Below are 18788 nucleotides of genomic sequence, written 5' to 3' on the forward strand. Positions count from 1 at the left end.
GGCGTAGCCGCCCCACTGGTGGGCCGTGTCGGGGAGGTAGCACCACGTCATCCCTCCCACCCCACCGCCTTGATCAGCGCCGGCAACCAGTCGGTGACAGCGATCCACAGCACCGCCACGCCGCAAAGCGCCAGAATGGCGATCACGGCGAATGCGAACGGAGAACGCTCTGGCCGGTCGTGGTAGTCGTTCCAGGCGCGCGAGCCGACCGATTGCGCCTCGTTCGGAACGGCCAGCGGGGGTAGGGTGCGCGGCGGTCGCAGTTCGTCATGCGGATATGCCTCCATGCCGGTGTTGCGGCAGATCTGCGCGATGTCCCAGCTCGTGGCGTTGGAGAGGTCGCGGCCAATGGCGGCGTGGAGTTGATCGTCGGTCATTTGCAGGCCTTCCGGAAAGCGGTGAGCGCCAGCCTCGCGGACGCATGCACATCCTCCGGCAGTCCGGCTCCGATGCAGTTCGTGAGCGCTTCATCCATAGCATCAGCGGCCAGCAGCGCGGCCTCCATGTCTGGGACGCGGGAGATGCGATCTGCATTCGATGCGCCTTCCTGGATTCCGTCGTCATCAAGACCAGGAACGAAAACGATTGGTGTCGAGTCCCCTTCTTGGTGGCGAATTTTAAACACCGTTCCGCCTGTCAGGGTGACTTTGTTTTGCGTTCCCTCAGGCCTCATCCACGGCCCCGGCGTTCCCGCCTCGCGGTCGCGCTTGATGTCTTCGATCAGGCTCATTTCGCACCGCCTTTCTCGCGGGCTTCGAGCATGGCGTCGGCCATTTCATAGGCAAATTCCGCAGTAGACGTGACTTTCACTGCGCCATCAGGCTCGTAGGAAGCCAGCCAGCCAGCCAGCGCCTGACCGGCGAACCAGTCGCGCAAGTCCATGCCTTGATGATGGAAAGGGTAGTAGACGCCGCGCTCGTTCGGCTGGGATGTCGTCCCAGGGAATGCGGGGCCTCCGTTGTCGTTCTCTTGTGTCGGCATCAGAAATCAATCTCCATGCTGGAAAGGGCGGCGCGGGTCGGGGCGATGAAGCCGTAATCCTTGCCATGCAGCCGGTGGAATTCGGCTCGTTTCTCGTGGAACAGGCTGTGACAGCCGTGTGGGCCACCGCAGAGCGGAATGGTGTCGCGGTCGCCGGACTTGACTCCGGCGCCGGGCAGGCGGGTGTACAGGCCGCGCTCGTTGAAGTCGGGCAGGTCTCGGCAGTGGTGCGCATCGGTCTGGCCGTGCTTCCCGCAAGCACAGCAGGACAGGGTCTTGACGCGGCGCATGTACTCCATATCAGCTTGCCCCTCGGCGCTGGCGCGGTGCTTGCGGCGCTTGTCGGACACGGGCTTGATCCTGGCCTTGGTGCGAAGGGCTGTCTTGCGGGCGAGGGTCATGCTGCCTGCCCCATGAACCCGCTCCGCTCAGCCTCTTTCCACTCAACGCCATGGCGCGAGCCGTACTCGTAAATCACTTCGATCAGATCGCGCATCTGCGCCACGGTGAGGCCCGAGCTGCGGAAGCCGACAGGAAAGGGGCCGGTGCCATCGAGGCCTTCGGCAAACTGGCACTGGTGGCCCAGCGAGTTCATGAACGCCGCCTTCCACGTCTCGCGCGTCCAGTTGCGCCCCTCCGGCTTGGCGGCGCACACATCCTGCAGCATTGCCCACATCTTCTTGTTCTGGGGCGGTGTCCGCGTCGGCTTGGTGATGCTGACCACGGCATTATCAGGCGCGACACGAAGGGCTTCGGCGGCATACGCGCGCTGGCTCTGGCCCACGAGGTGGATCATCGGCATCAGCCCGCGCCCCAGTTGACGGTGTAGCTGGCGACGATCTCGCGGACCCGCTCAAGCGGCAGGCAATGCTCGTGCGCCAACTCGGACATGATCCAATCAATGTCCGCTCCCTGTGGGGTGGCGTTGGCTCGGCGCTCGCGGATGATGTAGGCGTCGAAGAGGTCAGCGGCGGTCATGCCGCATCCTTCCGTTCGGCGTATTCCTTGGCCTGCACATCGAAGGTCAGCCCCAGCGCCTTGGCGCGGGCGGCAACCATCTTCTTCACGTCAAGCCCAGCCTGAGAGGCGCGGCCCAGAACGCCGTTGATTTCGTCTGCGGACTGCATGTTCGGCAGCGTCTCGCGGAACCATTCAACCTCGGCCTGCCGCTCAATCTGTGCCTCGGACAGCGCGTTGAGCTTGCCCTTGATGGTGCTTATGATGTCGGCCAAGCAGGTCGGGGACGCATCGCTGGATGCTTCCGGCAGTGGCATGGTGCCGATGCCTGCCGGGTCTTTCCCGAAGGCGCTTTCTGTCGGGGAAAAGACAAGGTTGCGCTGGCGGTTGAAAATAGAAATTCGGGCGATCACGTCGCTGTCAGTCAATACGAGATCCTTGGACCCGCCAGCGATCTTCAGGCGCTCTTTGATAGCATCGCCATCGTGCTTTTCGTCCATGTGCGAGATCAAAACGACATCCTTACCGAAGGACCGGAGCATCTTCAGGTAGGCCCCGAACCGGGTGCCAAGCTGGCCCCAGCCCTGTTGGTTCAGCGCGCCGCCATAGCCAAGCTTGGGTGATGTGCGGATGATGTCGGCAGAGAGGCTATCCAGAGCCTTGCCCACGGTGTCGATAATGATGGTGTCGTGGTCGGCCACGTCTGCGGCGGTAATTTCCGCCACGTCGCGCCAGTCGGACACCTGAACCACGTCCTTGCGGTTGACCGCCCGATGCGAGCCCTTATCAAAGTCCAGCATGAGGGGGCGGGATGCGGTAAAAGACAGGCTGGTCTTGCCAAGGCCGGGCTGCGAATAGATCGTGAAGCAAATGTTGCTCACTTCGATCACTTCGTCGGATTTGGTGATTTTCAGGGTCATGATGCCCTCCATGTGCTTTTGGGCTTGCGAAGGTAGGCGAGGTATTCGCGGGCGGCAGCGGTGGCGCGGGCGTCAATGACCAGATCGGCCATTTCCTGACGGGCGAGTTCGTCATCGACGTGGACCAAGTCCCGGTCGCGGACCATCTGCGCGATGCAGCGCATTTCGCCGTTCGTCAGGTCATCAACGTTCCGGGTGCGAAGGCTGGCAAGCCATTCGGCGTCGTTCGAGTGATAGAGGGGCATCAGCAGGCTCCACAGGAGATGAAGACGGCGCGAAGGGTCTGCACCGCCAGGTGAATGAGGTATGCGCCCAAGAGCGCGGCGAGGATGTGGGGGATGGCGCGGGTCATGATCCGAGCCCCGTGCCACGGCAGACAAAGCAGCGGGCTTCGGTCCACTGGCCCCGGTCGTATTCTTCCATCTGCCAGCCCTGACCGTTGCAGGTGCGGCAGCGGTCGCCGGAGCAGCCACCGGATTCGATATGCGCCACGAGGCGAGGGGCAAGCGGGCGGCGCGGCTTGCGCTGACGGGGGCCGATAAAGGCTTCCTGCGCCTCACGCTTGGCACGCTTTTCCGCATCGGCCTTGGCCCACACGAGGTCCGCCAGAGCCTTGCGCTGAGCGATGGCCTCCGGGGTCTGGTGGTATTTGCCACGAGGGTAGATCGGCGCTTCGTTCTGCATGGCTTATGCTCCTGTGTGGAATGGCCCATGTGGCTGCGTCCGGCTGGCGGGCGCAGGAGATGGGTCAGGCGGCGCGGCAGCGCGGCTTAGTGGGTTGGTGGCGGTAGTGGTGGAAGGCGCTTGGGCGGTAATCGACCGTTCCGTAGCTGTCGGCGGTGCGTGCATCGGCGATGCCAAGATCAACTGCCGCTGCGTGCGCCTCGCGCATGGCCTTGTCGATTTCCATGCCAAGCCAGCTCTGGTCGGCGCTGACTTTCTGCGCCTGCTTCGGAGTCATGTCCTGAAGGCTCTTGTCGCTGAGCTTCATCTGCTGCTTGCGCATGCGCTTCAGGCTTTGCAGCTGCTTCGTCAGGCGGTTGAGGTCTTCAAGGTCCAGCATCTATCGTCTCCCATCCTTCCCCGCGATCCTCCGCACCGTGCGGGCTCTTCGGCGGTATGGGGAGAGTATGGTACAGAAAATATGTACCGTCAAGAGATGATGTAAATAAAATATGTACTCATGGCTCGCGCTGTCCGACTCACCATGCTACAGTGCCGGTGTCAGCGCGGTGCTGGCGGCAGCAGCAGCGACCAGTTTGATGGCGAGTTCCGAAGTGACGAAACGCGAGAATCGTCCCAGCATGGCAGAAATGGCCATGTGGGGGATTGATATGCGCCGAGACGATGAACTCATCCGGAAGTACATGTTCGAGATGGAGGATGCGCCCGAGTGGGTGGTTTGGTTCATGCCGGATGAAGGCGACGAGGAGGGGGAAGCGAAATACTACCACCTCCGCCTCTTGGCCGATGAAGGTTTCCTGCAAGAGACCGGGCCGAACGGATGCAACTTTCGCATCACCAACGCGGGCCACGACTTCATCGGCATGATGCGTGACGAGGGCCTTTGGAAGCAGATGAAAATCCGCGCCAGTACGGTGGTCCCGCGTTACGGCCTGCGGCTGTTGTTCGAGGTCGGGAACGCAATTGTGCGCAACCGACTTGCGGAACTCGGTGTTCCGCTGGATTGAAGCCTCCGGCGCGGTGCTGGCGGCATGAAAAAGCCCGGCGCAATGGCCGAGCTTGGGGGTATTGGGTTGCTGAGGCGAAAACGATTTGAAGAGCGTGTAACGGGATTCGGCTGCGCTTACCTGCGCTTCACCGAGACGTGGACACTGTTCGGCCTGCCGGTCTGGCGGATCACGGGGTGGGAAAGGAGGTAAGGAATGCCATGATTTCGTGGCGTAGAACAACCGCAACGATGCCGAGGACGTAAATCGTCAGCCACTTGTAATCGACCTTCGAGTCCAGCTTCGCTGAGATTGTTGCGAGCGTGACCTTGATGTCAGTGAGGTCGCTTTTGACCTCCCGCATATCCTTCTCCAAGTTTTCAACGCGCTTCTCAAGCATCTCAAATCCCGGTGGCTCCCCTCCATCATATGGTGGGTTCGGCGGGGGTGGCAATAGCCCCGAAGTTCGGTCGCGTAGCTGGACGACTTTCTTCTCAAACTCGCTCATCTGTCGTCGCCATCAAGTTTGGCATCCTTGGCCAATGACAATCCGACCTCACTGAAAAGATCGGCGGCTTCCCGAATGCGGCGGCTAGCCTCGGTGGCCTGGTCGGAAAAGATCAGTTGCGGGTTCGCCTTCATCGCCAGCGCATACACAGCTATGTTGGCTTCTATTTGCGCAGCGATAGCGCCATAGACCATAGCAAGCTGGCGCAGGGTGGCGGGCTCATTGATTTCACCGAATTCATCGCGAATTGCTTCTGCAATGCCCCTTGCATCGAAGGCCTCATCATCAGATTTTTCGCTCATCACACCTTCCTCGCCAGATCCGCCGGCCAGTGCAGGCGGACGGGATGGGCGAGACTGGACTCGCCTTGACGCGCTGGGGCGTCAGTCAGTAGGGTGAACAAATGTGGAACATCGGGGGGATTCATCAATTGGGCGCCTTGCATTTTTTCGTAGGTAGAGTGTTCCGCGCCATTGGTGTTGATCTCAATTTTGTGCTTGATCCAGTGCACTCGCTTCGTCTTCGAGCGCGGCGAAAAGCCGGTCTTGAACATCCCCAGGAAGCTGAGCGAACTCGCCGCAAATCATGAAATTCAGGTCAATTCGGTGCTCTCGGTACAGGTAGATCATGACCGATCTACCGGGGTAGGATTGAGCATTTTCTGAGTTGCTGATTGCCGCCTTGGTGATCTTTGCGGCCTTGCCGAGTTCGGCTTGCCCAAGGCCGGCAGCGTTTCTCGCAGCCCGCAGACGCAGGGCTGCGGCCTCCTTGCTGAAATCGCCCGTGCGCGCGAGCGCACTTTTTTCCTCGTAATTCATGCGCGGTATTTTCGCATTGGTACAGGAATTGTGAACGGACATAGTTTGTGCGGCTTGCAAGTACATAAGTTGTGTACTATCCTGCGGACATGATGACAGTTTCCGATATCTGCGATGCGCTTGGACGCAAGAAAATGGAGAGCCGCCTCGGGGTATCGAAGGCGGCGATCAGTAATGCTGTCTCAGACGGCGTCTTCCCCTCGGCTTGGTACGAGGTGATCTCAGACATGTGTCGCGAACACCGCATCGAGTGCCCGACGCCGATCTTCAATTTCCGGCGCCCGACCGATGCTGCCGCGCAAGCATCCCGCTCGCCTAAATCCGCCGCCTGAACACGCATTTCCCATGCCTCAGACATGGGGGAACGCGCCGCAACCTTCCAGCTAACAAGCACGGACCCGTTCACATGAAAGCCTATCGAGCAGGAACAATCTCGGAAGCCGTCCAGAACGCCATTGAGGCGATCCCGGATCGCAAGCACCGTGAAGTCGCGGCCTTCCTTGGCATCAGCCCGGCAACGCTGTCGTTCGGCATGGACCCGTCCGAGACCCGCCCCGGCGGTCTTGGCATCGCCTATGTGGACCGGCTTTGCGACAAGTGGCCGGAAGCCGCTGAGCAGATGGCGCTGCATTTCGGGGCGCGCGCGGGCGGAACCTTCCAGAAGATCGACAGCGCCTGCCCAGAACAGGCTCCGTGGCAGCACGTTGCGTGTCTGGCCAAGGAAACCTCGGAAGCCGTCGCGGCCATGTCTCAGGTCGAACACGGCGGCTGCGTTCACCAAACGCGGCGTGAGCTGCTTGAGGCGCGTGAAGCTATCGACGCTGCAATCCACGATCTGGACGCCCGCCCCGTGGATCTGAAGCGGGGGAAGCGCGCATGACCTACCGCACCGACCTTCTCGGACGCCGCCCCGTCATGCGCCCCATTGAGAGGGCAGAGGCTGACGGCTGGGCCCAGCACAAGCGCGAGGCTCTGGGCGGCAAGACAATCGTCAGCATGAACGTCGCCGGCACGGGCAGCGCCTGCGAGAACATCGTCCAGGTCAGCACCGCGCCCGCGCCGTGGGAGATCGGCCATGGGTAAGAGATCCAACTTTCGCCGACGCCCTCAGGATGCGTATGATACGCCGCCTGAGCCAGTGCTCCCGCTCATCCGGCACATTTCCCCCGGCGCCAGCTACCTGGAGCCCTGCGCGGGGCAATACGACCTGTGCGACCATCTCGGCGCGCATGGCCTGACCTGCATCGCGGCAACAGATATCGCGCCGCGCGACGGGCGTGTCCACAGGATGGATGCCCTGACGATCACGCCTGAGGACGCGGCGCAGACTGGGGCCGACTATATCATCACCAATCCGCCGTGGTCGCGCGAGATTTTGCACCCGATGATCGAGCTGTTCTCGGACGCGCTACCGACGTGGCTGCTGTTCGATGCCGACTGGATACAGACGGTTCAATCGGCGCCCTTCCAATGGCGCCTGCGCCGCGTGGTCTGCGTTGGTCGGGTCAAGTGGATTAAGGGCAGCAAGCACACGGGCAAGGACAATGCCTCTTGGTATCTCTTCGATGCCAAAGGGACTGGTCCGGCTGAAATCTTCGGGAGGGTAGCATGAGGTCGGTAACCAGAGAGGACGACGATCGCCTTCTGGCGATGCTCGCCTTGCGCAGCAGCGGCAAGCGTCCGTCCGAGATCGCCGCCGGGTGCGGCCTGACCAGCCAATACGTCTCGACGGTCACGAACCGGGTCAGGCGGGACGACGAGGCACAAGAAGGCGCGGACCTTTCCGCAGCGTACTGGCCATGACCCACCTCCACAAATTCTCAGCCGCCACCCATGCGCGCTGTTCCTGCGCATTCGGACGTCTCCCACGCGAACAGGGGCCGCGTGCGGCTGTTGAAGCCCCTGACCATTCCAGCGCGGCTGTTCCGCCTCTTCCCGTTGGGCCGCGTCAACTCGCCGGGGCTTCGGCCTCGGCGCTTTTCTTCTGAGGTGATATGATGGGAAAGACCTCAAGCATCACCGCCGAGACGCTTGCGCCAATCTGGGTCAATCGCGGCATCCCGACGCAGAAGGTGGCCGACATGCTCGGTATCGAGCGCACCACGCTAAGCTGGAAGCGCTCGGAACTCGGCATCGCGCCGCGCGCCAAAGGTCGCGTACCGAAGGCAAGCGAAGACACCTTTCGACGCATGTGGCTGGCAGGGGTAAACGTGCGCGAGATGGTCGAGTTCTTCGGCTACCGCCACAAGCAGGCCATTCACAAGCGCCGCGACCGTCTCGGCCTCCCCCCGCGCCCAATGGGATCGAAGGGGAAGAGCATCACCCTGGCGCAATTTCACGAGCAGGAAATCGCCCGTCGCATGTCGGCGCAGGCTGGCGGGCAGAAGATCCGCGCAGCCGGTGGCGAGGACCGCTCGAAGATGTGGAGCTAAGCCCATGACCGCACCGATCATTACAGCAGAATGAGGGGGGGGCTATGCCCAGACGAAATCCAAAGCCAGCTTGCCCTTCCGTTTCGAGGTCAATCCCGAAGCGTGTTCGCATCTATGTCTTCTCTCGTGATGGACAGCAATGCAGGTACTGTGGATGCGTCAATGGCCCGTTTCATCTGGACCACGTTCTGCCGTGGATTCGCGGAGGCGACCATAGCGCCGACAATCTCGTCGTTGCCTGTGAGCGATGCAATGTCGAGAAAAAGGATCGCACTCCAGAAGAGATGGGCTGGCAGCTTCGGCCAGTGGGGGCGGAGCCCGGGCCGGGAAGGCCCAAGAAAGTTGTTGAATTCAAGCCAAGGCCGCGCCCGAGATGGTTTGCCTTTGCCAAAGCAGCAGAGATTTCTAGGATACTCTTCCTTGAGGCTCGCATCGAGCGCCGCAAGGCCCTCATTGCCGACGATCACGCCGAACGGCTGCGCATTCAGGACCGCTGCGTCAAGCGCATGGAGCGGGCAGGGAGGCTGAACTGATGACCGAGCGCCTAACCCTCAGCGACCTTCGCCGCCACCTGGAGAGCCAGCAGGACCGCCGCAGAGTGCGCGGGACCAAGCGCAAGACTGTGGACGGCATCACGTTCGATTCCACCCGCGAGGCGAACAGATACGCGGAGCTGAAGCTGCTCGAAAAGACCGGCGACATTGCGTCTCTTGAGCTGCAACCGCTGTTCGAGCTTCACGGCAAGAACGGCCCGATCATGACCGACAGCGGCCAGCAGCAGCGCGTCTATCACGCCGACTTTCGATACATCGACTGGCGCCTAAACGGCGTTTGGGTGGTCGAGGATGTGAAGGGCTTTGCAACGGACAAATACAAGCTCGTGCGCGCGATCCTCGCGGCGCAGGGCGTCGATATCGTGGAGGTGTGATGAGCGACGCAATCACCATCAAGCGCGCCGGAGAAACGCTAACCGTAGAGCCGGGCATGGTCGCCTTGGTTATGCCCGTAGAGCGCGCCCATGCGGCCCGTGTGGCGATGTCTCCGCGCCTCGCCGGGGAGACAGAGAGCAATGCGACGAAATCAACCAGAAGGGCGATCTCAGTGGCGCTGGCGAGGGTGGGGAAATGAGTGGAAGTGCCTTTGAGAGCAGGGCGGTCTCCGCTAAAATGAAGCGGCCCGGAACGGCGTTGGAGCGCCAGACCGGGCCTAAAGCAAGCAACACCTGTAGAGGAGGTGATGACATGCCCTTTGAGCATGATTATGGCGATTCTGACGCCAATTTCAACGAGCACAAAACGGAAACGTGGCAGAGCGTCGGCTCGCTTGCCGCGCGCATCGTCGGGAAGGCGGTGCAGAAGTGACGGAACTGCGCGAAATGAACCAAGGCTCGGAGGCTGCGCCGCACTCTATCGAGGCGGAGCAGCAGCTTCTTGGGGCAATTCTCGTCGGCGCCTGTGGCGTCGATGTAGTGCTGAACAACGGCGGGACTGGATTATTCTATGATCCTGTTCACGCCACCATCTACAAGGTCTGCGCCGGCCTTTCCTCTAAGGATCAACCGGTGACTCCCGTTACCGTCGCGGCTGCATATCCGACTGACCACCTCGAGCCGCTTTCTCAGCTTGGCGGCAAAGGATATCTGGCGCGTCTTGCTGGATCCTCAGTATCTGGCAGTTTGGCTGAAAGCTACGCCGAGGTCTTGGGTGAGGCGAAGGCCAAGCGCGACATTATGGCGGTGGTGGACAAGGCCCGTGAGGAGCTGGCGGCTGGTGATGTTCCCGCCAGCGATATCGCATCCAAGATTGAAGCGGCCATGTCTGTAACTGAAACCCGGTCAGTCAAGCCGGTAAGCATGGTTTCCGCCATCTCTGACGCGGTGCGTGAGAGTTTCGAGGCCTACGATGGCATCACAGAGGGCCGCGTGGCATCTGGAATACCTGCTCTGGACCGCTTGGTCGGCGGATTCTATGCGGGAGATCTGTGGCTTCTTGGCGGACGCCCGTCGATGGGCAAGACCGGCGTCATGCTGTCGATCGCTCTCAACGCTGCCCGGTCAGGGCACCCGGTGATTATCGCATCTCTGGAAATGATTCCGCGCGCTCTAGCCGTCAGAGCGCTTTCTGAGCAAATGGCCCAGAACGGCAGCGCCGTGTCCTATGCGGACCTGCGGCAAGGCAAGTATTCAGACGCATCGGGCGAAGACATGAAGCGAGCCGCGCTAATGTTGTCTGAGCTGCCGATCACATTCCTGCCGAAAGAATTCGCCAACACAAAACTTCTGGAATCTGGCGCCAGGACCATTCTTCGGCGCTATCGTGACAGCCAAAAGCGTCCTCTTTTGCTAGTGGACTATGCTCAGCTTATGAGGTCGGACGCAAAGAGCAGATATGAGCAGATCACAGATGTTTCCCTGGCACTAAAGGGTCTGGCGATGCGCTTTGAAGTTCCGGTCATCGCTCTGTCGCAGTTATCACGCGGCGTTGAGAGCCGAGAAAACAAAAGACCGATTATGTCGGATCTGAGAGAGAGCGGGCAGCTAGAGCAGGACGCGGATGGCGTGATCTTCTGCTATCGCGACAGCTACTACATCGAACGAGAGAAGCCCGACCGCCACGACATAGATGCCGTGGCCGATTGGGAAGCGGCCACGCGTGAGGCTCACAACAGGCTTGAACTGATAGTTGCCAAGCAGCGTCAGGGCGAGATTGGAACGGCGCATGTGTTCTTCAACCCGACAATCAACAGAATTTGGGACTGAGGCAATGAGCATCGAAGCAATGAGCATCGCGTGGGAAAGTGACCTGCCGGGAACCGACCGGCTCGTCCTTCTCGCTATCGCAGACCACATCGGGAAAAACGAACACAGCTTTCCGTCAAACTCTCGTCTGGTTGAGCGCACGGGGCTTGGTGAGCGGACAGTTCAAGGCGCGATCAAGCGGCTTGAGGGAGCGGGCTATCTCGTGGTCGGATGGCAGCAGGGGCCGCGTGGAACAAACACCTATTCCGTCCGTCCATCTGGCGCAAAAACCCCCGCAGAAGATGCACCCCGCAGGAGCTGCGCCCCCGCAGCAGATTCGCCTCACCCCCGCAGGAGCTGCGCCCCTACCCCCGCAGGAGCTGCGGACGAACCCTCAAGGAACCCTAAAGAACCCTCAAGTGGCGATCCTGACCAATTTGAAGCATTCTGGAAGGAGTGCCCACGCAAGGTCGGAAAGGGCAACGCAAGGCCAGCATTCAAGCGCGCGCTCAAGAAGGCTAGCGCAGAGCAGATCATCGAGGGGATGCGGCGCTTCGCCCGCGTCAACGCCGGGACGGATCCGCAGTATGTCGCCCACCCGACCACATGGCTGAACGGCGAAAGATGGGCGGATGACCTTCGACCTCGTGCCGTTTCTCAGCAATCCAACGGAGGTCGCAAGAGTCACGTCCAGATCATGAAAGAGCGGCGATTGCTTCGGGAGGCAACCCAATGACCACCGGACCAAGCACAGACACCATCGCCCGCAAGCGCCGCCGCAAGGCCCAGGTACGCCGCTGGCGTATGCTGCAAGAGACGATGAGGGATGAGCGTGAGATCCACGCAAGGATACGCGCCTCGGCATGCAGCAAGGATCTGAAGGCGAAACGCTACGACGCGCTCATGGCGCGGTTTCAGGAGATCGAGGAGGGACGGGGATGAGCCGTATCGAAGCACTCAAGGCGCTGCTGGCGAAGGTGGAGGCGGGATCAGCAGTCATGGGTGACGAAGGGTGGTTCCACCTCCCAATCACCGTCCTGGATAATGGTCAGATGCGCTCGCACATGGCGGTTGCATGGCGAGCCTATAACGGCTCCCTCGACGCCGCTAAAGCGCTGCACGAGGCCACTCTTGGAGACGGCTATATCAGCAACGGGTTCAAATACGTGATCTGGGGAAGTGGTACGGCTTTGGTCTGGCACGTCATCAACGGCCACGAGGGACGAGGAGAGGTGCTGGCGAAGGAGCTGCACGCGGTGTCCCAAGCCCGCGCATGGCTCATCGCAATCCTCAAGGCCCTGATCGCGATTGAGGAGAGCAAGGCATGAGCATGGCAGACTTCGCACCCGGAGAGATCAAGATCGAGGGACGCGTGATGGACCACGCCCACGGCGCATGGGCTGGCATGCGCCCTCAGTGGTTCACCGCAACCCACATTCCCACAGGCTTCGCGGTGACGTGGCACGAGCACTGCCATTCCGGAATGTCCCAGCACAGGCAGCGGGAGGCGGCTCTGGCCTGTCTGCGGTTGATGATTGACGAGATGCGTCCGGCGGAGCTGCCGATGGTGCACCCGAACGAGCAGGGCAAGGAGCGGACAGGATGATCGAGGCAATTTCCGGGAAGGGCGTTCACAGGGCAAAAGCTCAATGCGACGAGTGCGAGCGCGAAGAGGTTGTCACATGTGATTACGTCAGGGGCGCAGGCGGTGATTGGGCTCCGAACGAAGGGCAGGTCAAGAAAAAGCTGACGGCCCACGGCTGGGCTGAGGTCAAGGGAAAGCTGCGCTGCCCGACATGCGAAGCAAGGAGAAAGGTGGTTCCGATGAAGCCGAAAGAGGCAGCCGCGCCCGCGCGGGAGATGACCAAGTTCGAAAAGATCGAGATCGTGAAGTTGCTGGCGGATGTCTACGATCTGGACGCCGGCAGATACAAGAACGGCGATACCGACGAAACCGTTGCAGACGTTCTCGGCGTCATGCCGGGATGGGTGGCCAATATCCGCGAGGCAGATTTCGGCCCGGACGGCGGAAACGAGAATATCGAGGATCTGGCGGCACGTCTCGGAGAGGCGGAAAAGAACCTGCAAGCCATTCTCGAAAGCGCGGCGCAGCAGCACGAAGCGGCGACGAAGAAAATGGCAGAGGTTTCCGCCATGTGCGTCGAACTGGACCGGATCAAGAAGGCAGTCGGGCCGCGCGCGATGCAGCGCGCAGGCGTGCGGTAGCGACGGAAGGGGCAGGGAATGACACAGGCATACACCAAGGCCGCCAAGCGCCGGGCCAAGAAGGCGCATACGGCTGATCTGCCAGAGCTGGCGCAGACGCCGCGTCGCGAGGCAAACGGCCGGAAGCAACGGACTGATACCGACCGCGACCCGAGCGCAGCGGCACTGGACGTCCGATGCCGGCACGCAGGCAGGGACGCCACCAGGGCAAACCGGCGAGACATGCGCGCGCAGTGGCACGGCTGCGAGGCAGGTAGGGCGATGGCCAGCAAATCTGACAGTGAGGACGAGCGTCGAGATCTATGGGACGCAATCCAGCACATGCGCCGGACTGTCACCGCCCATGATCGTGCCATCGGAGCCCCGAGCCGTCACGCGGTCTGCATGCGCCTTCTGACGCCAACCGACGAGATGAGCGCGGACGCCAGCACTCCCCCAGCCGATGATCGCACAGACGAAGACAAGGAGCGCTCCGCCACGCGCGCGCTGATGATCCTAGAGGGGTGGCTAGGTTACACCGACAAGGCCGCGGCAACTGAAGCAAAGCGGGTGATCCTAGAGGATAGCATGGCCCGCGACCTCACCGGCTTCATGTCCGCGCTCCGCTGCATCTCTGACGGGATCAAGGGTAAGCGCATGGTGTGGCGCGGTAGAGGTTGACAGACCATGGGTGCTGTGGTCAGATTGGCATAATCGCAAGATGTTGCGTTGATCGCCCGGCCTTGTGCTGGGCGTTTCGATTCACCGGGTTTCGGTTGGCATTGGAGTTGCTGGTCTGATCAACCAAGCGAAGCGGCTCTCATGGCGCAGGCGAATGCCGCACCCCACCAATGCCATCCCGAGCGCGGCGGCGTGATGACTGAGTCAGGTCTAAGGTTGATGTTCTGTGGTGACACGGGCAACCAGCTATAGCCTGGCGGTGGCGCTGGGCAGCCAACACCGTGCGGGTACGTGGGTTCGAATCCCTACTCACAATGCCGCGCTCAACAATCACATCAGGAGCCAGAGCATGTGGGGCATCGCCTTTTCGCCGAACCCGCGTGAGTGGCGCCTTGGACGATGCGACGCCATCGAGGACAGCGGGCGCATCGTTGGCGTCTGGTGGTGCTGCGGCCCGGTTGCGATATGCTACGATTACGAGTGATGCCATAAGGCGCATGAGCCTTCCGCCGCTGACCCGTGGTGGAATAGAAAATCCTCTGGGTCAGCGGGTGCGCCCATAGCGCCTAGGATAACGGGCCGCCAACGTCACCGGGCGGGATGCCCGCACCTCACAGGATGGACAGCATGGGTCGAATGTTCGGGCTACTGAGGAAAATCTTCGCGCGGCAGCCGCTCATGCTGGTCGATGGCTACCAGGCAAATGGCGGCGGATTTCCTAAGCACTTGCCGAAAGGCTCCGTGAGCTGCGTTCGGCAGGGTCGCGGCGCTGATTGACCGGCGGCGATAAAGGGTGATTCAATGGCACGGCTCAAGACGGCAAGACCGCCCTTAGCTGCGTCCACCGGCAGGGCCATAACCAGGGCCGACAGTGAGCGCCGGCGCATGGTCACCCGCGACGAGGACCGGTCATGGCGCAGATGGTACCAGAGCGCACGGTGGCAGCGCTTGAGGCTTGAGGTTCTGACCGATGCGCTTTGGACCTGCTGCAAGACCGGGCGCATGCTGACCGGCGAGCACCCAGAGCCGCACAGCGCAGTCGTTGACCACATCAGGCCGCACAACGGAGACCCGGATCTGTTCTGGGATCGCGACAACCTTCAGGCGGTCACCAAGGAATGGCACGACAGCATCAAGCAGGCACGGGAGCGGGCTGACAAGGCGGCGGCGATCCATCCGAAGTGGCTCAAGCCTTCGCTGGTCCCGCTGACAATCGTCTGTGGGCCGGCATGCTCCGGCAAGACGACATGGGCTCAGGAGCAGGCCAGTCCCAGCGATCTGATCATCGACCTTGACCGCATCGCCGCCGACATATCCGGAGAGCCGCTGCACGGCTGGTCCCGAGAGCGTTGGCTCAACGCAGCCCTGTGGCGCCGCAACAACATGCTGGGCGACTTGTCCCGCAAAAGCGATCACCCGGCAGCATGGCTCATCGTCAGCGAGCCCAAGGCGAGACACCGGGAATGGTGGGCGCAAACCCTGAAGCCCGAGCGGATCGTTGTGCTTGAGGTAGACGAGCCCGAGTGCATGAGGCGGGCAGAGGCCGAAGGGCGTGACCTGAATGCGACCGAGGCCACCGTGACCCGCTGGTGGGCCGAATATGACCGGCGGATCGGGGATGAGAGGCCATAGAGGGGGGGTAGGTCAATATCTGTGACCTTTGCGTGGGTAACCCGCGCATCCCCCACATGCAGAGATTTTTTCCCCGTCTGGGGCTTGGAGGGTGCGCACTTGGTGCGCGCGAACTAAACCATGGCCAAGAAAAAAACTGAGATCGACTGGGCCGGGATCAAATCCGATTGGGAGAAATCCGATTGGAGTATCAGGCGCATAGCGGAGTGGTATCAGGTTTCTGATGGCGCAATCCGGAAGCGCGCCAAGCAGGAAGAATGGCCCGATAGGCCCAAGGGTACGCAGAAGCCGGTGCGCAACTCCGAACCTCCGAAGCGTGATCCGGTCATCATGGCTGGGGTCGATGCAACGGATCCGGACCAGATTGTGAGCCGGGGCAACAACCTGATCTTCCGGCTGCTTGATGAACTGGACGCGGCGACGACCCATCAGAGCGAGCTGGCTGAGCTGATCGAGGCGCACGAGGACGACCCGCGCCGCCGGGCCGCCATGATGAAGGCGGTGGAATTGCCGGGCCGCGCGAATGTGGTGAAGGCCCTGGCGACAGCGTTCAAGACGTGGAACGAGGCAAAGGCGCCGGAAGGGAAGAAGGCGCAGCGGCAGGCGAAGGCCGATGAGATTGCCTCGGGTGGCAAGTTCGCGCCCCGCGGCGGCCCCCGGCTGGCGGTGGATAACGGAAAATGACGCCGGGGCCGATCACGCTGGTTCCGATGGACTGCGCCTGCGGTTCGTTGATGCGCTGGAAGCGGCACGGTTGGCCGTTCTCGGCACGCTGGCGACTGGAGTGCTTCTGCGGGCGGTGCGGCCCTTGGGCGGCATATCCCAAGACAGCGAAGGACAACCCATTCGTGCGGCAGGTTGATGATTACCGCCGGCAAGCAATTCAGCCAGAGCCTTCGTCGCCATCCTCGCCGCCCCCGCAGAAGCCGATCCGCTGATGCTTGATTGGACGACAGCGTGCCCAGACTGGGAAGACAGGATCGTTGAGCGGCGCGGCCTGATCCCGTTTGCGCCGCTGTTCCCCGAGCAGGCCGATGATGCGCTCAGCGTGTTCAAGTCGCTGCGGGTGGTCGATCTTCCGGGCCAGCCGACATTCGGCGAGGTCAGCGAGCAGTGGGTTTTGGATTTCGTCGCGGCGATCTTCGGGGCGAACGATCCGGACACGGGCAACCAGTTGATCAGCGAGTTCTTCCTCGCGATCTCGAAGAAGAACACGAAATCGACGCTCGCGGCGGGGATCATGCTCACCGCGCTGATCGTGAACTGGCGGCATGAGGAGGAATTGCTCATCCTCGCGCCAACGATTGAGGTTGCCGGGAATAGCTTCAAGCCTGCGGCCGCGATGGTCAGGGCGGATCCGGAGCTGGATGCTCTGCTGCATGTGCAAGATCACCTGCGGACGATCACGCACCGGACCACTAAGGCCGCGCTGAAGGTCGTGGCGGCGGACACCGACACGGTTTCGGGCAAGAAATCAGGGCGCATCCTGATTGACGAGCTTTGGGTGTTTGGAAAGCGGGCCAACGCGGACGCGATGCTGCGCGAGGCGACCGGCGGGCTGGTGTCGAGGCCGGAGGGCTTCATCATCTACCTGACGACGCAATCGGACGCGCCCCCGGCGGGCGTGTTTCGAGACAAATTGGATTACGCGCGGGGCGTGAGAGACGGCGAGATCGAGGACAAGCAGTTTCTGCCGGTCATCTACGAGTTCCCCAAGGCGATGCTGGACGATGACGCGTTCCTGCGCCCTGAAAATTTCTACGTCACCAACCCCAACATGGGGCGGTCGGTATCGCGCGACTGGCTTGAGCGCGAGATGGGAAAAGAGCTGGCAAAGGACGCCAGCACGCGGGCGACGTTCTTCGCCAAGCACCTGAACGTCGAGATCGGCATGAACCTTCGGGCGAACCGATGGACGGGTGCCGATTTCTGGGATGCGCGGAAAGAGCCGGGTCTTGATCTGGACGAGCTTCTGCGGCGGTGTGAGGTCGCGGCGGTTGGCATCGACGGCGGCGGGCTTGATGACCTGTTCGGGCTGTCGGTGATCGGTCGAGAGGTCGAGACGCGCAACTGGCTGGCATGGTCGCATGCCTGGTGCCATCGGGGCGTGTTGGAGCGGCGCAAGTCGATTGCATCCCGGCTGCGGGATTTCGAACGCGAGGGCAGCCTGACCATCGTCGGGGACGACCTGGAAGACATTTCGCAGATCGTGGACACGATCATGCGGGTGAAGCAGGCGGGGATCCTCGGATGCGTCGGCGTTGACCCGGCGGGGCTCGGCTCCCTGATTGAGGCCATGGCGGAGATCGAGGTCACGCAAGAAAGCGGGCTGCTGCTCGGTGTGTCGCAAGGCATCTGGATGATGAATGCCATCAAGACCGCAGAGCGGAAGCTGGCGAACGGCACACTTCGGCACGACGGATCGGCGCTGATGTCGTGGTGCGTCGGCAATATCAAGATCGAGCCCACCGCTACGGCGATCCGGGCAACCAAGGCCAACGCCGGGGACGCGAAGATCGACCCGGCGATGGCGCTATTCGATGCGGTTCAGGTGATGAGCAAGAACCCGGAGCCTCAGCGGGAAGCTGAATACCAAGTTCATTTTGTCTGACGGAGGGCGACACATGGATCGCGCATTCTCGACGCTCGAAATCAAGGAGCTGGACGACGATTCCGGCACTATCACCGGCATCGCCAGCACCCCGACGCCTGACCGGATGGATGACGTCGTGCTGCCGCTTGGGGCCAAGTTCCAACTGCCGATTCCGCTGCTGTGGCAGCACAATCATGGCGACCCGATTGGTCATGTCACGGAGGCGACCGTGACGGCCAAGGGTATCGAGGTGGTCGCAAAGGTCGCGCTCGGGGTGACCGATGAGATCGACCGGTATTGGAGGCTGATGAAGGCCGGGCTGGTGCGTGGCTTATCCATCGGTTTCCGGGGCCTCAAGGTGGCTCAGATCGAGGGCACCTGGGGTGTCGAGTTTCAGGAATGGGAATGGCTCGAGTTGAGCGCCGTGACCATTCCGGCGCAAGCGGAGGCGAGCATCGCCACCATCAAAGAATTCGCGGCCAAGCCCGAACAGGCCGCCGCACTTGTCCAGCCTGCACCCCCGCCTGCCGCGTCCGGCAAGAAGGCGGTGGTGGTCAAGCTGAACGATCCCGCCCGCGTCCGGGCAAAGCCGTTCGTGATCAACAAGATCCATACCGGCTAGTCCACGCGGGAAACCGCATACTCCGGCCCCTA

The 18788-nt window shown here is 61.8% G+C and carries 35 protein-coding genes; 22 read left to right on the forward strand and 13 right to left on the reverse strand.

Features of this window, described 5'->3' with window-relative positions:
• Positions 1 to 47 precede the first annotated feature (47 nt).
• The 10 genes from Ga0080574_RS14010 to Ga0080574_RS14050 all read right to left on the reverse strand — a co-directional run bounded on the left by Ga0080574_RS14010 (position 48) and on the right by Ga0080574_RS14050 (position 3921).
• Complete coding sequence (locus Ga0080574_RS14010) at positions 48 to 377, reverse strand: hypothetical protein (RefSeq protein ID WP_076700328.1); 330 nt, start codon at positions 375 to 377, stop codon at positions 48 to 50.
• Positions 374 to 730 (reverse strand): hypothetical protein, encoded by a 357-nt coding sequence (locus Ga0080574_RS14015; protein WP_076700332.1) that lies wholly within the window; start codon positions 728 to 730, stop codon positions 374 to 376. Before Ga0080574_RS14015 ends, Ga0080574_RS14010 begins: the two co-directional genes overlap by 4 nt.
• On the reverse strand, positions 727 to 981 hold the full coding sequence (locus tag Ga0080574_RS14020; RefSeq protein ID WP_076700336.1) for a hypothetical protein: 255 nt from the start codon (positions 979 to 981) through the stop codon (positions 727 to 729). Before Ga0080574_RS14020 ends, Ga0080574_RS14015 begins: the two co-directional genes overlap by 4 nt.
• A complete protein-coding gene (locus Ga0080574_RS14025) occupies positions 981 to 1382 on the reverse strand; it encodes a hypothetical protein (protein WP_076700340.1) in 402 nt (133 codons plus the stop codon). Before Ga0080574_RS14025 ends, Ga0080574_RS14020 begins: the two co-directional genes overlap by 1 nt.
• Complete coding sequence (locus tag Ga0080574_RS14030) at positions 1379 to 1783, reverse strand: recombination protein NinB (RefSeq protein ID WP_076700344.1); 405 nt, start codon at positions 1781 to 1783, stop codon at positions 1379 to 1381. The genes Ga0080574_RS14025 and Ga0080574_RS14030 overlap by 4 nt, the downstream gene beginning before the upstream one ends.
• Positions 1783 to 1959, reverse strand: coding sequence for a hypothetical protein (locus Ga0080574_RS25925; RefSeq protein WP_156876364.1), 177 nt, complete (start codon positions 1957 to 1959; stop codon positions 1783 to 1785). The genes Ga0080574_RS14030 and Ga0080574_RS25925 overlap by 1 nt, the downstream gene beginning before the upstream one ends.
• Positions 1956 to 2858: an ATP-binding protein gene (locus tag Ga0080574_RS14035; protein ID WP_076705980.1), complete on the reverse strand. Its 903-nt coding sequence runs from the start codon at positions 2856 to 2858 to the stop codon at positions 1956 to 1958. The genes Ga0080574_RS25925 and Ga0080574_RS14035 overlap by 4 nt, the downstream gene beginning before the upstream one ends.
• A complete protein-coding gene (locus tag Ga0080574_RS14040) occupies positions 2855 to 3103 on the reverse strand; it encodes a hypothetical protein (RefSeq protein ID WP_076700348.1) in 249 nt (82 codons plus the stop codon). Before Ga0080574_RS14040 ends, Ga0080574_RS14035 begins: the two co-directional genes overlap by 4 nt.
• Before the next feature lie 103 nt (positions 3104 to 3206).
• Positions 3207 to 3542, reverse strand: coding sequence for a hypothetical protein (locus tag Ga0080574_RS14045; RefSeq protein ID WP_076700352.1), 336 nt, complete (start codon positions 3540 to 3542; stop codon positions 3207 to 3209).
• Between the two features lie 64 nt (positions 3543 to 3606).
• Complete coding sequence (locus Ga0080574_RS14050) at positions 3607 to 3921, reverse strand: hypothetical protein (protein WP_076700356.1); 315 nt, start codon at positions 3919 to 3921, stop codon at positions 3607 to 3609.
• A gap of 112 nt (positions 3922 to 4033) precedes the next feature.
• Here Ga0080574_RS14050 and Ga0080574_RS14055 point away from each other — a divergent pair, with 112 nt between their 5' ends.
• Positions 4034 to 4549: a DUF2513 domain-containing protein gene (locus tag Ga0080574_RS14055; protein WP_076700360.1), complete on the forward strand. Its 516-nt coding sequence runs from the start codon at positions 4034 to 4036 to the stop codon at positions 4547 to 4549.
• A 169-nt stretch (positions 4550 to 4718) separates the two neighbouring features.
• Here Ga0080574_RS14055 and Ga0080574_RS14060 read toward each other — a convergent pair whose 3' ends face one another.
• From Ga0080574_RS14060 to Ga0080574_RS14070, 3 genes are all read right to left on the reverse strand, one after another.
• On the reverse strand, positions 4719 to 5036 hold the full coding sequence (locus tag Ga0080574_RS14060) for a hypothetical protein (protein WP_156876365.1): 318 nt from the start codon (positions 5034 to 5036) through the stop codon (positions 4719 to 4721).
• Positions 5033 to 5338, reverse strand: a complete 306-nt coding sequence (locus Ga0080574_RS14065; RefSeq protein ID WP_076700368.1) for a hypothetical protein — start codon at positions 5336 to 5338, stop codon at positions 5033 to 5035. The genes Ga0080574_RS14060 and Ga0080574_RS14065 overlap by 4 nt, the downstream gene beginning before the upstream one ends.
• Before the next feature lie 183 nt (positions 5339 to 5521).
• Positions 5522 to 5854: a helix-turn-helix domain-containing protein gene (locus Ga0080574_RS14070; protein ID WP_076705982.1), complete on the reverse strand. Its 333-nt coding sequence runs from the start codon at positions 5852 to 5854 to the stop codon at positions 5522 to 5524.
• A gap of 89 nt (positions 5855 to 5943) precedes the next feature.
• On the opposite strand from Ga0080574_RS14070, the gene Ga0080574_RS14075 reads away from it, so the two are divergent.
• From Ga0080574_RS14075 to Ga0080574_RS14170, 21 genes are all read left to right on the forward strand, one after another.
• Positions 5944 to 6186 carry a hypothetical protein gene (locus tag Ga0080574_RS14075; protein ID WP_076705984.1) on the forward strand — a complete coding sequence of 81 codons (243 nt, stop codon included), beginning with the start codon at positions 5944 to 5946 and terminating at the stop codon, positions 6184 to 6186.
• 74 nt (positions 6187 to 6260) lie between these two features.
• A complete protein-coding gene (locus Ga0080574_RS14080; RefSeq protein ID WP_076700372.1) occupies positions 6261 to 6734 on the forward strand; it encodes an ATP-binding protein in 474 nt (157 codons plus the stop codon).
• Positions 6731 to 6937, forward strand: a complete 207-nt coding sequence (locus tag Ga0080574_RS14085; protein WP_076700376.1) for a hypothetical protein — start codon at positions 6731 to 6733, stop codon at positions 6935 to 6937. The genes Ga0080574_RS14080 and Ga0080574_RS14085 overlap by 4 nt, the downstream gene beginning before the upstream one ends.
• A complete protein-coding gene (locus Ga0080574_RS14090; RefSeq protein ID WP_076700380.1) occupies positions 6930 to 7466 on the forward strand; it encodes a hypothetical protein in 537 nt (178 codons plus the stop codon). The genes Ga0080574_RS14085 and Ga0080574_RS14090 overlap by 8 nt, the downstream gene beginning before the upstream one ends.
• Entirely contained in the window at positions 7463 to 7657 is a 195-nt protein-coding gene (locus Ga0080574_RS14095; RefSeq protein ID WP_076700384.1) for a hypothetical protein, read from the forward strand. Before Ga0080574_RS14090 ends, Ga0080574_RS14095 begins: the two co-directional genes overlap by 4 nt.
• Positions 7658 to 7848: 191 nt before the next feature.
• Entirely contained in the window at positions 7849 to 8286 is a 438-nt protein-coding gene (locus Ga0080574_RS14100; protein WP_076700388.1) for a hypothetical protein, read from the forward strand.
• A gap of 44 nt (positions 8287 to 8330) precedes the next feature.
• A complete protein-coding gene (locus tag Ga0080574_RS14105; protein WP_076700392.1) occupies positions 8331 to 8819 on the forward strand; it encodes an HNH endonuclease in 489 nt (162 codons plus the stop codon).
• Positions 8819 to 9214, forward strand: a complete 396-nt coding sequence (locus tag Ga0080574_RS14110) for a DUF1064 domain-containing protein (protein ID WP_083716852.1) — start codon at positions 8819 to 8821, stop codon at positions 9212 to 9214. The genes Ga0080574_RS14105 and Ga0080574_RS14110 overlap by 1 nt, the downstream gene beginning before the upstream one ends.
• Positions 9214 to 9414 (forward strand): hypothetical protein, encoded by a 201-nt coding sequence (locus Ga0080574_RS14115; protein WP_076700396.1) that lies wholly within the window; start codon positions 9214 to 9216, stop codon positions 9412 to 9414. Before Ga0080574_RS14110 ends, Ga0080574_RS14115 begins: the two co-directional genes overlap by 1 nt.
• Positions 9415 to 9643: 229 nt before the next feature.
• Positions 9644 to 11044, forward strand: a complete 1401-nt coding sequence (locus Ga0080574_RS14120) for a replicative DNA helicase (RefSeq protein WP_156876366.1) — start codon at positions 9644 to 9646, stop codon at positions 11042 to 11044.
• A gap of 4 nt (positions 11045 to 11048) precedes the next feature.
• Positions 11049 to 11759 (forward strand): helix-turn-helix domain-containing protein, encoded by a 711-nt coding sequence (locus tag Ga0080574_RS14125; protein WP_076700404.1) that lies wholly within the window; start codon positions 11049 to 11051, stop codon positions 11757 to 11759.
• Entirely contained in the window at positions 11756 to 11965 is a 210-nt protein-coding gene (locus tag Ga0080574_RS14130) for a hypothetical protein (protein ID WP_076700408.1), read from the forward strand. The genes Ga0080574_RS14125 and Ga0080574_RS14130 overlap by 4 nt, the downstream gene beginning before the upstream one ends.
• On the forward strand, positions 11962 to 12351 hold the full coding sequence (locus Ga0080574_RS14135) for a hypothetical protein (RefSeq protein WP_076700412.1): 390 nt from the start codon (positions 11962 to 11964) through the stop codon (positions 12349 to 12351). The genes Ga0080574_RS14130 and Ga0080574_RS14135 overlap by 4 nt, the downstream gene beginning before the upstream one ends.
• The gene (locus tag Ga0080574_RS14140) at positions 12348 to 12629 is read left to right on the forward strand and encodes a peptide chain release factor family protein (protein WP_076700416.1); all 282 of its coding nucleotides are present in this window, start codon (positions 12348 to 12350) and stop codon (positions 12627 to 12629) included. Before Ga0080574_RS14135 ends, Ga0080574_RS14140 begins: the two co-directional genes overlap by 4 nt.
• Complete coding sequence (locus Ga0080574_RS25930; protein WP_076700420.1) at positions 12626 to 13249, forward strand: hypothetical protein; 624 nt, start codon at positions 12626 to 12628, stop codon at positions 13247 to 13249. The genes Ga0080574_RS14140 and Ga0080574_RS25930 overlap by 4 nt, the downstream gene beginning before the upstream one ends.
• A gap of 18 nt (positions 13250 to 13267) precedes the next feature.
• A complete protein-coding gene (locus tag Ga0080574_RS14150; RefSeq protein ID WP_076700424.1) occupies positions 13268 to 13909 on the forward strand; it encodes a hypothetical protein in 642 nt (213 codons plus the stop codon).
• A gap of 349 nt (positions 13910 to 14258) precedes the next feature.
• Positions 14259 to 14393, forward strand: a complete 135-nt coding sequence (locus Ga0080574_RS26730; protein WP_257787894.1) for a hypothetical protein — start codon at positions 14259 to 14261, stop codon at positions 14391 to 14393.
• A 401-nt stretch (positions 14394 to 14794) separates the two neighbouring features.
• Positions 14795 to 15541 (forward strand): AAA family ATPase, encoded by a 747-nt coding sequence (locus Ga0080574_RS25935; RefSeq protein ID WP_198039726.1) that lies wholly within the window; start codon positions 14795 to 14797, stop codon positions 15539 to 15541.
• 120 nt (positions 15542 to 15661) lie between these two features.
• Positions 15662 to 16225 carry a hypothetical protein gene (locus Ga0080574_RS26235; RefSeq protein ID WP_198039727.1) on the forward strand — a complete coding sequence of 188 codons (564 nt, stop codon included), beginning with the start codon at positions 15662 to 15664 and terminating at the stop codon, positions 16223 to 16225.
• A 253-nt stretch (positions 16226 to 16478) separates the two neighbouring features.
• Positions 16479 to 18152 (forward strand): terminase large subunit, encoded by a 1674-nt coding sequence (locus Ga0080574_RS14165; protein ID WP_076700432.1) that lies wholly within the window; start codon positions 16479 to 16481, stop codon positions 18150 to 18152.
• A gap of 13 nt (positions 18153 to 18165) precedes the next feature.
• A complete protein-coding gene (locus tag Ga0080574_RS14170) occupies positions 18166 to 18756 on the forward strand; it encodes an HK97 family phage prohead protease (RefSeq protein WP_076700436.1) in 591 nt (196 codons plus the stop codon).
• Positions 18757 to 18788 lie beyond the last annotated feature (32 nt).

The sequence above is a fragment of the Salipiger abyssi genome, assembly GCF_001975705.1.
Taxonomy (GTDB): Bacteria; Pseudomonadota; Alphaproteobacteria; order Rhodobacterales; family Rhodobacteraceae; genus Salipiger; species Salipiger abyssi.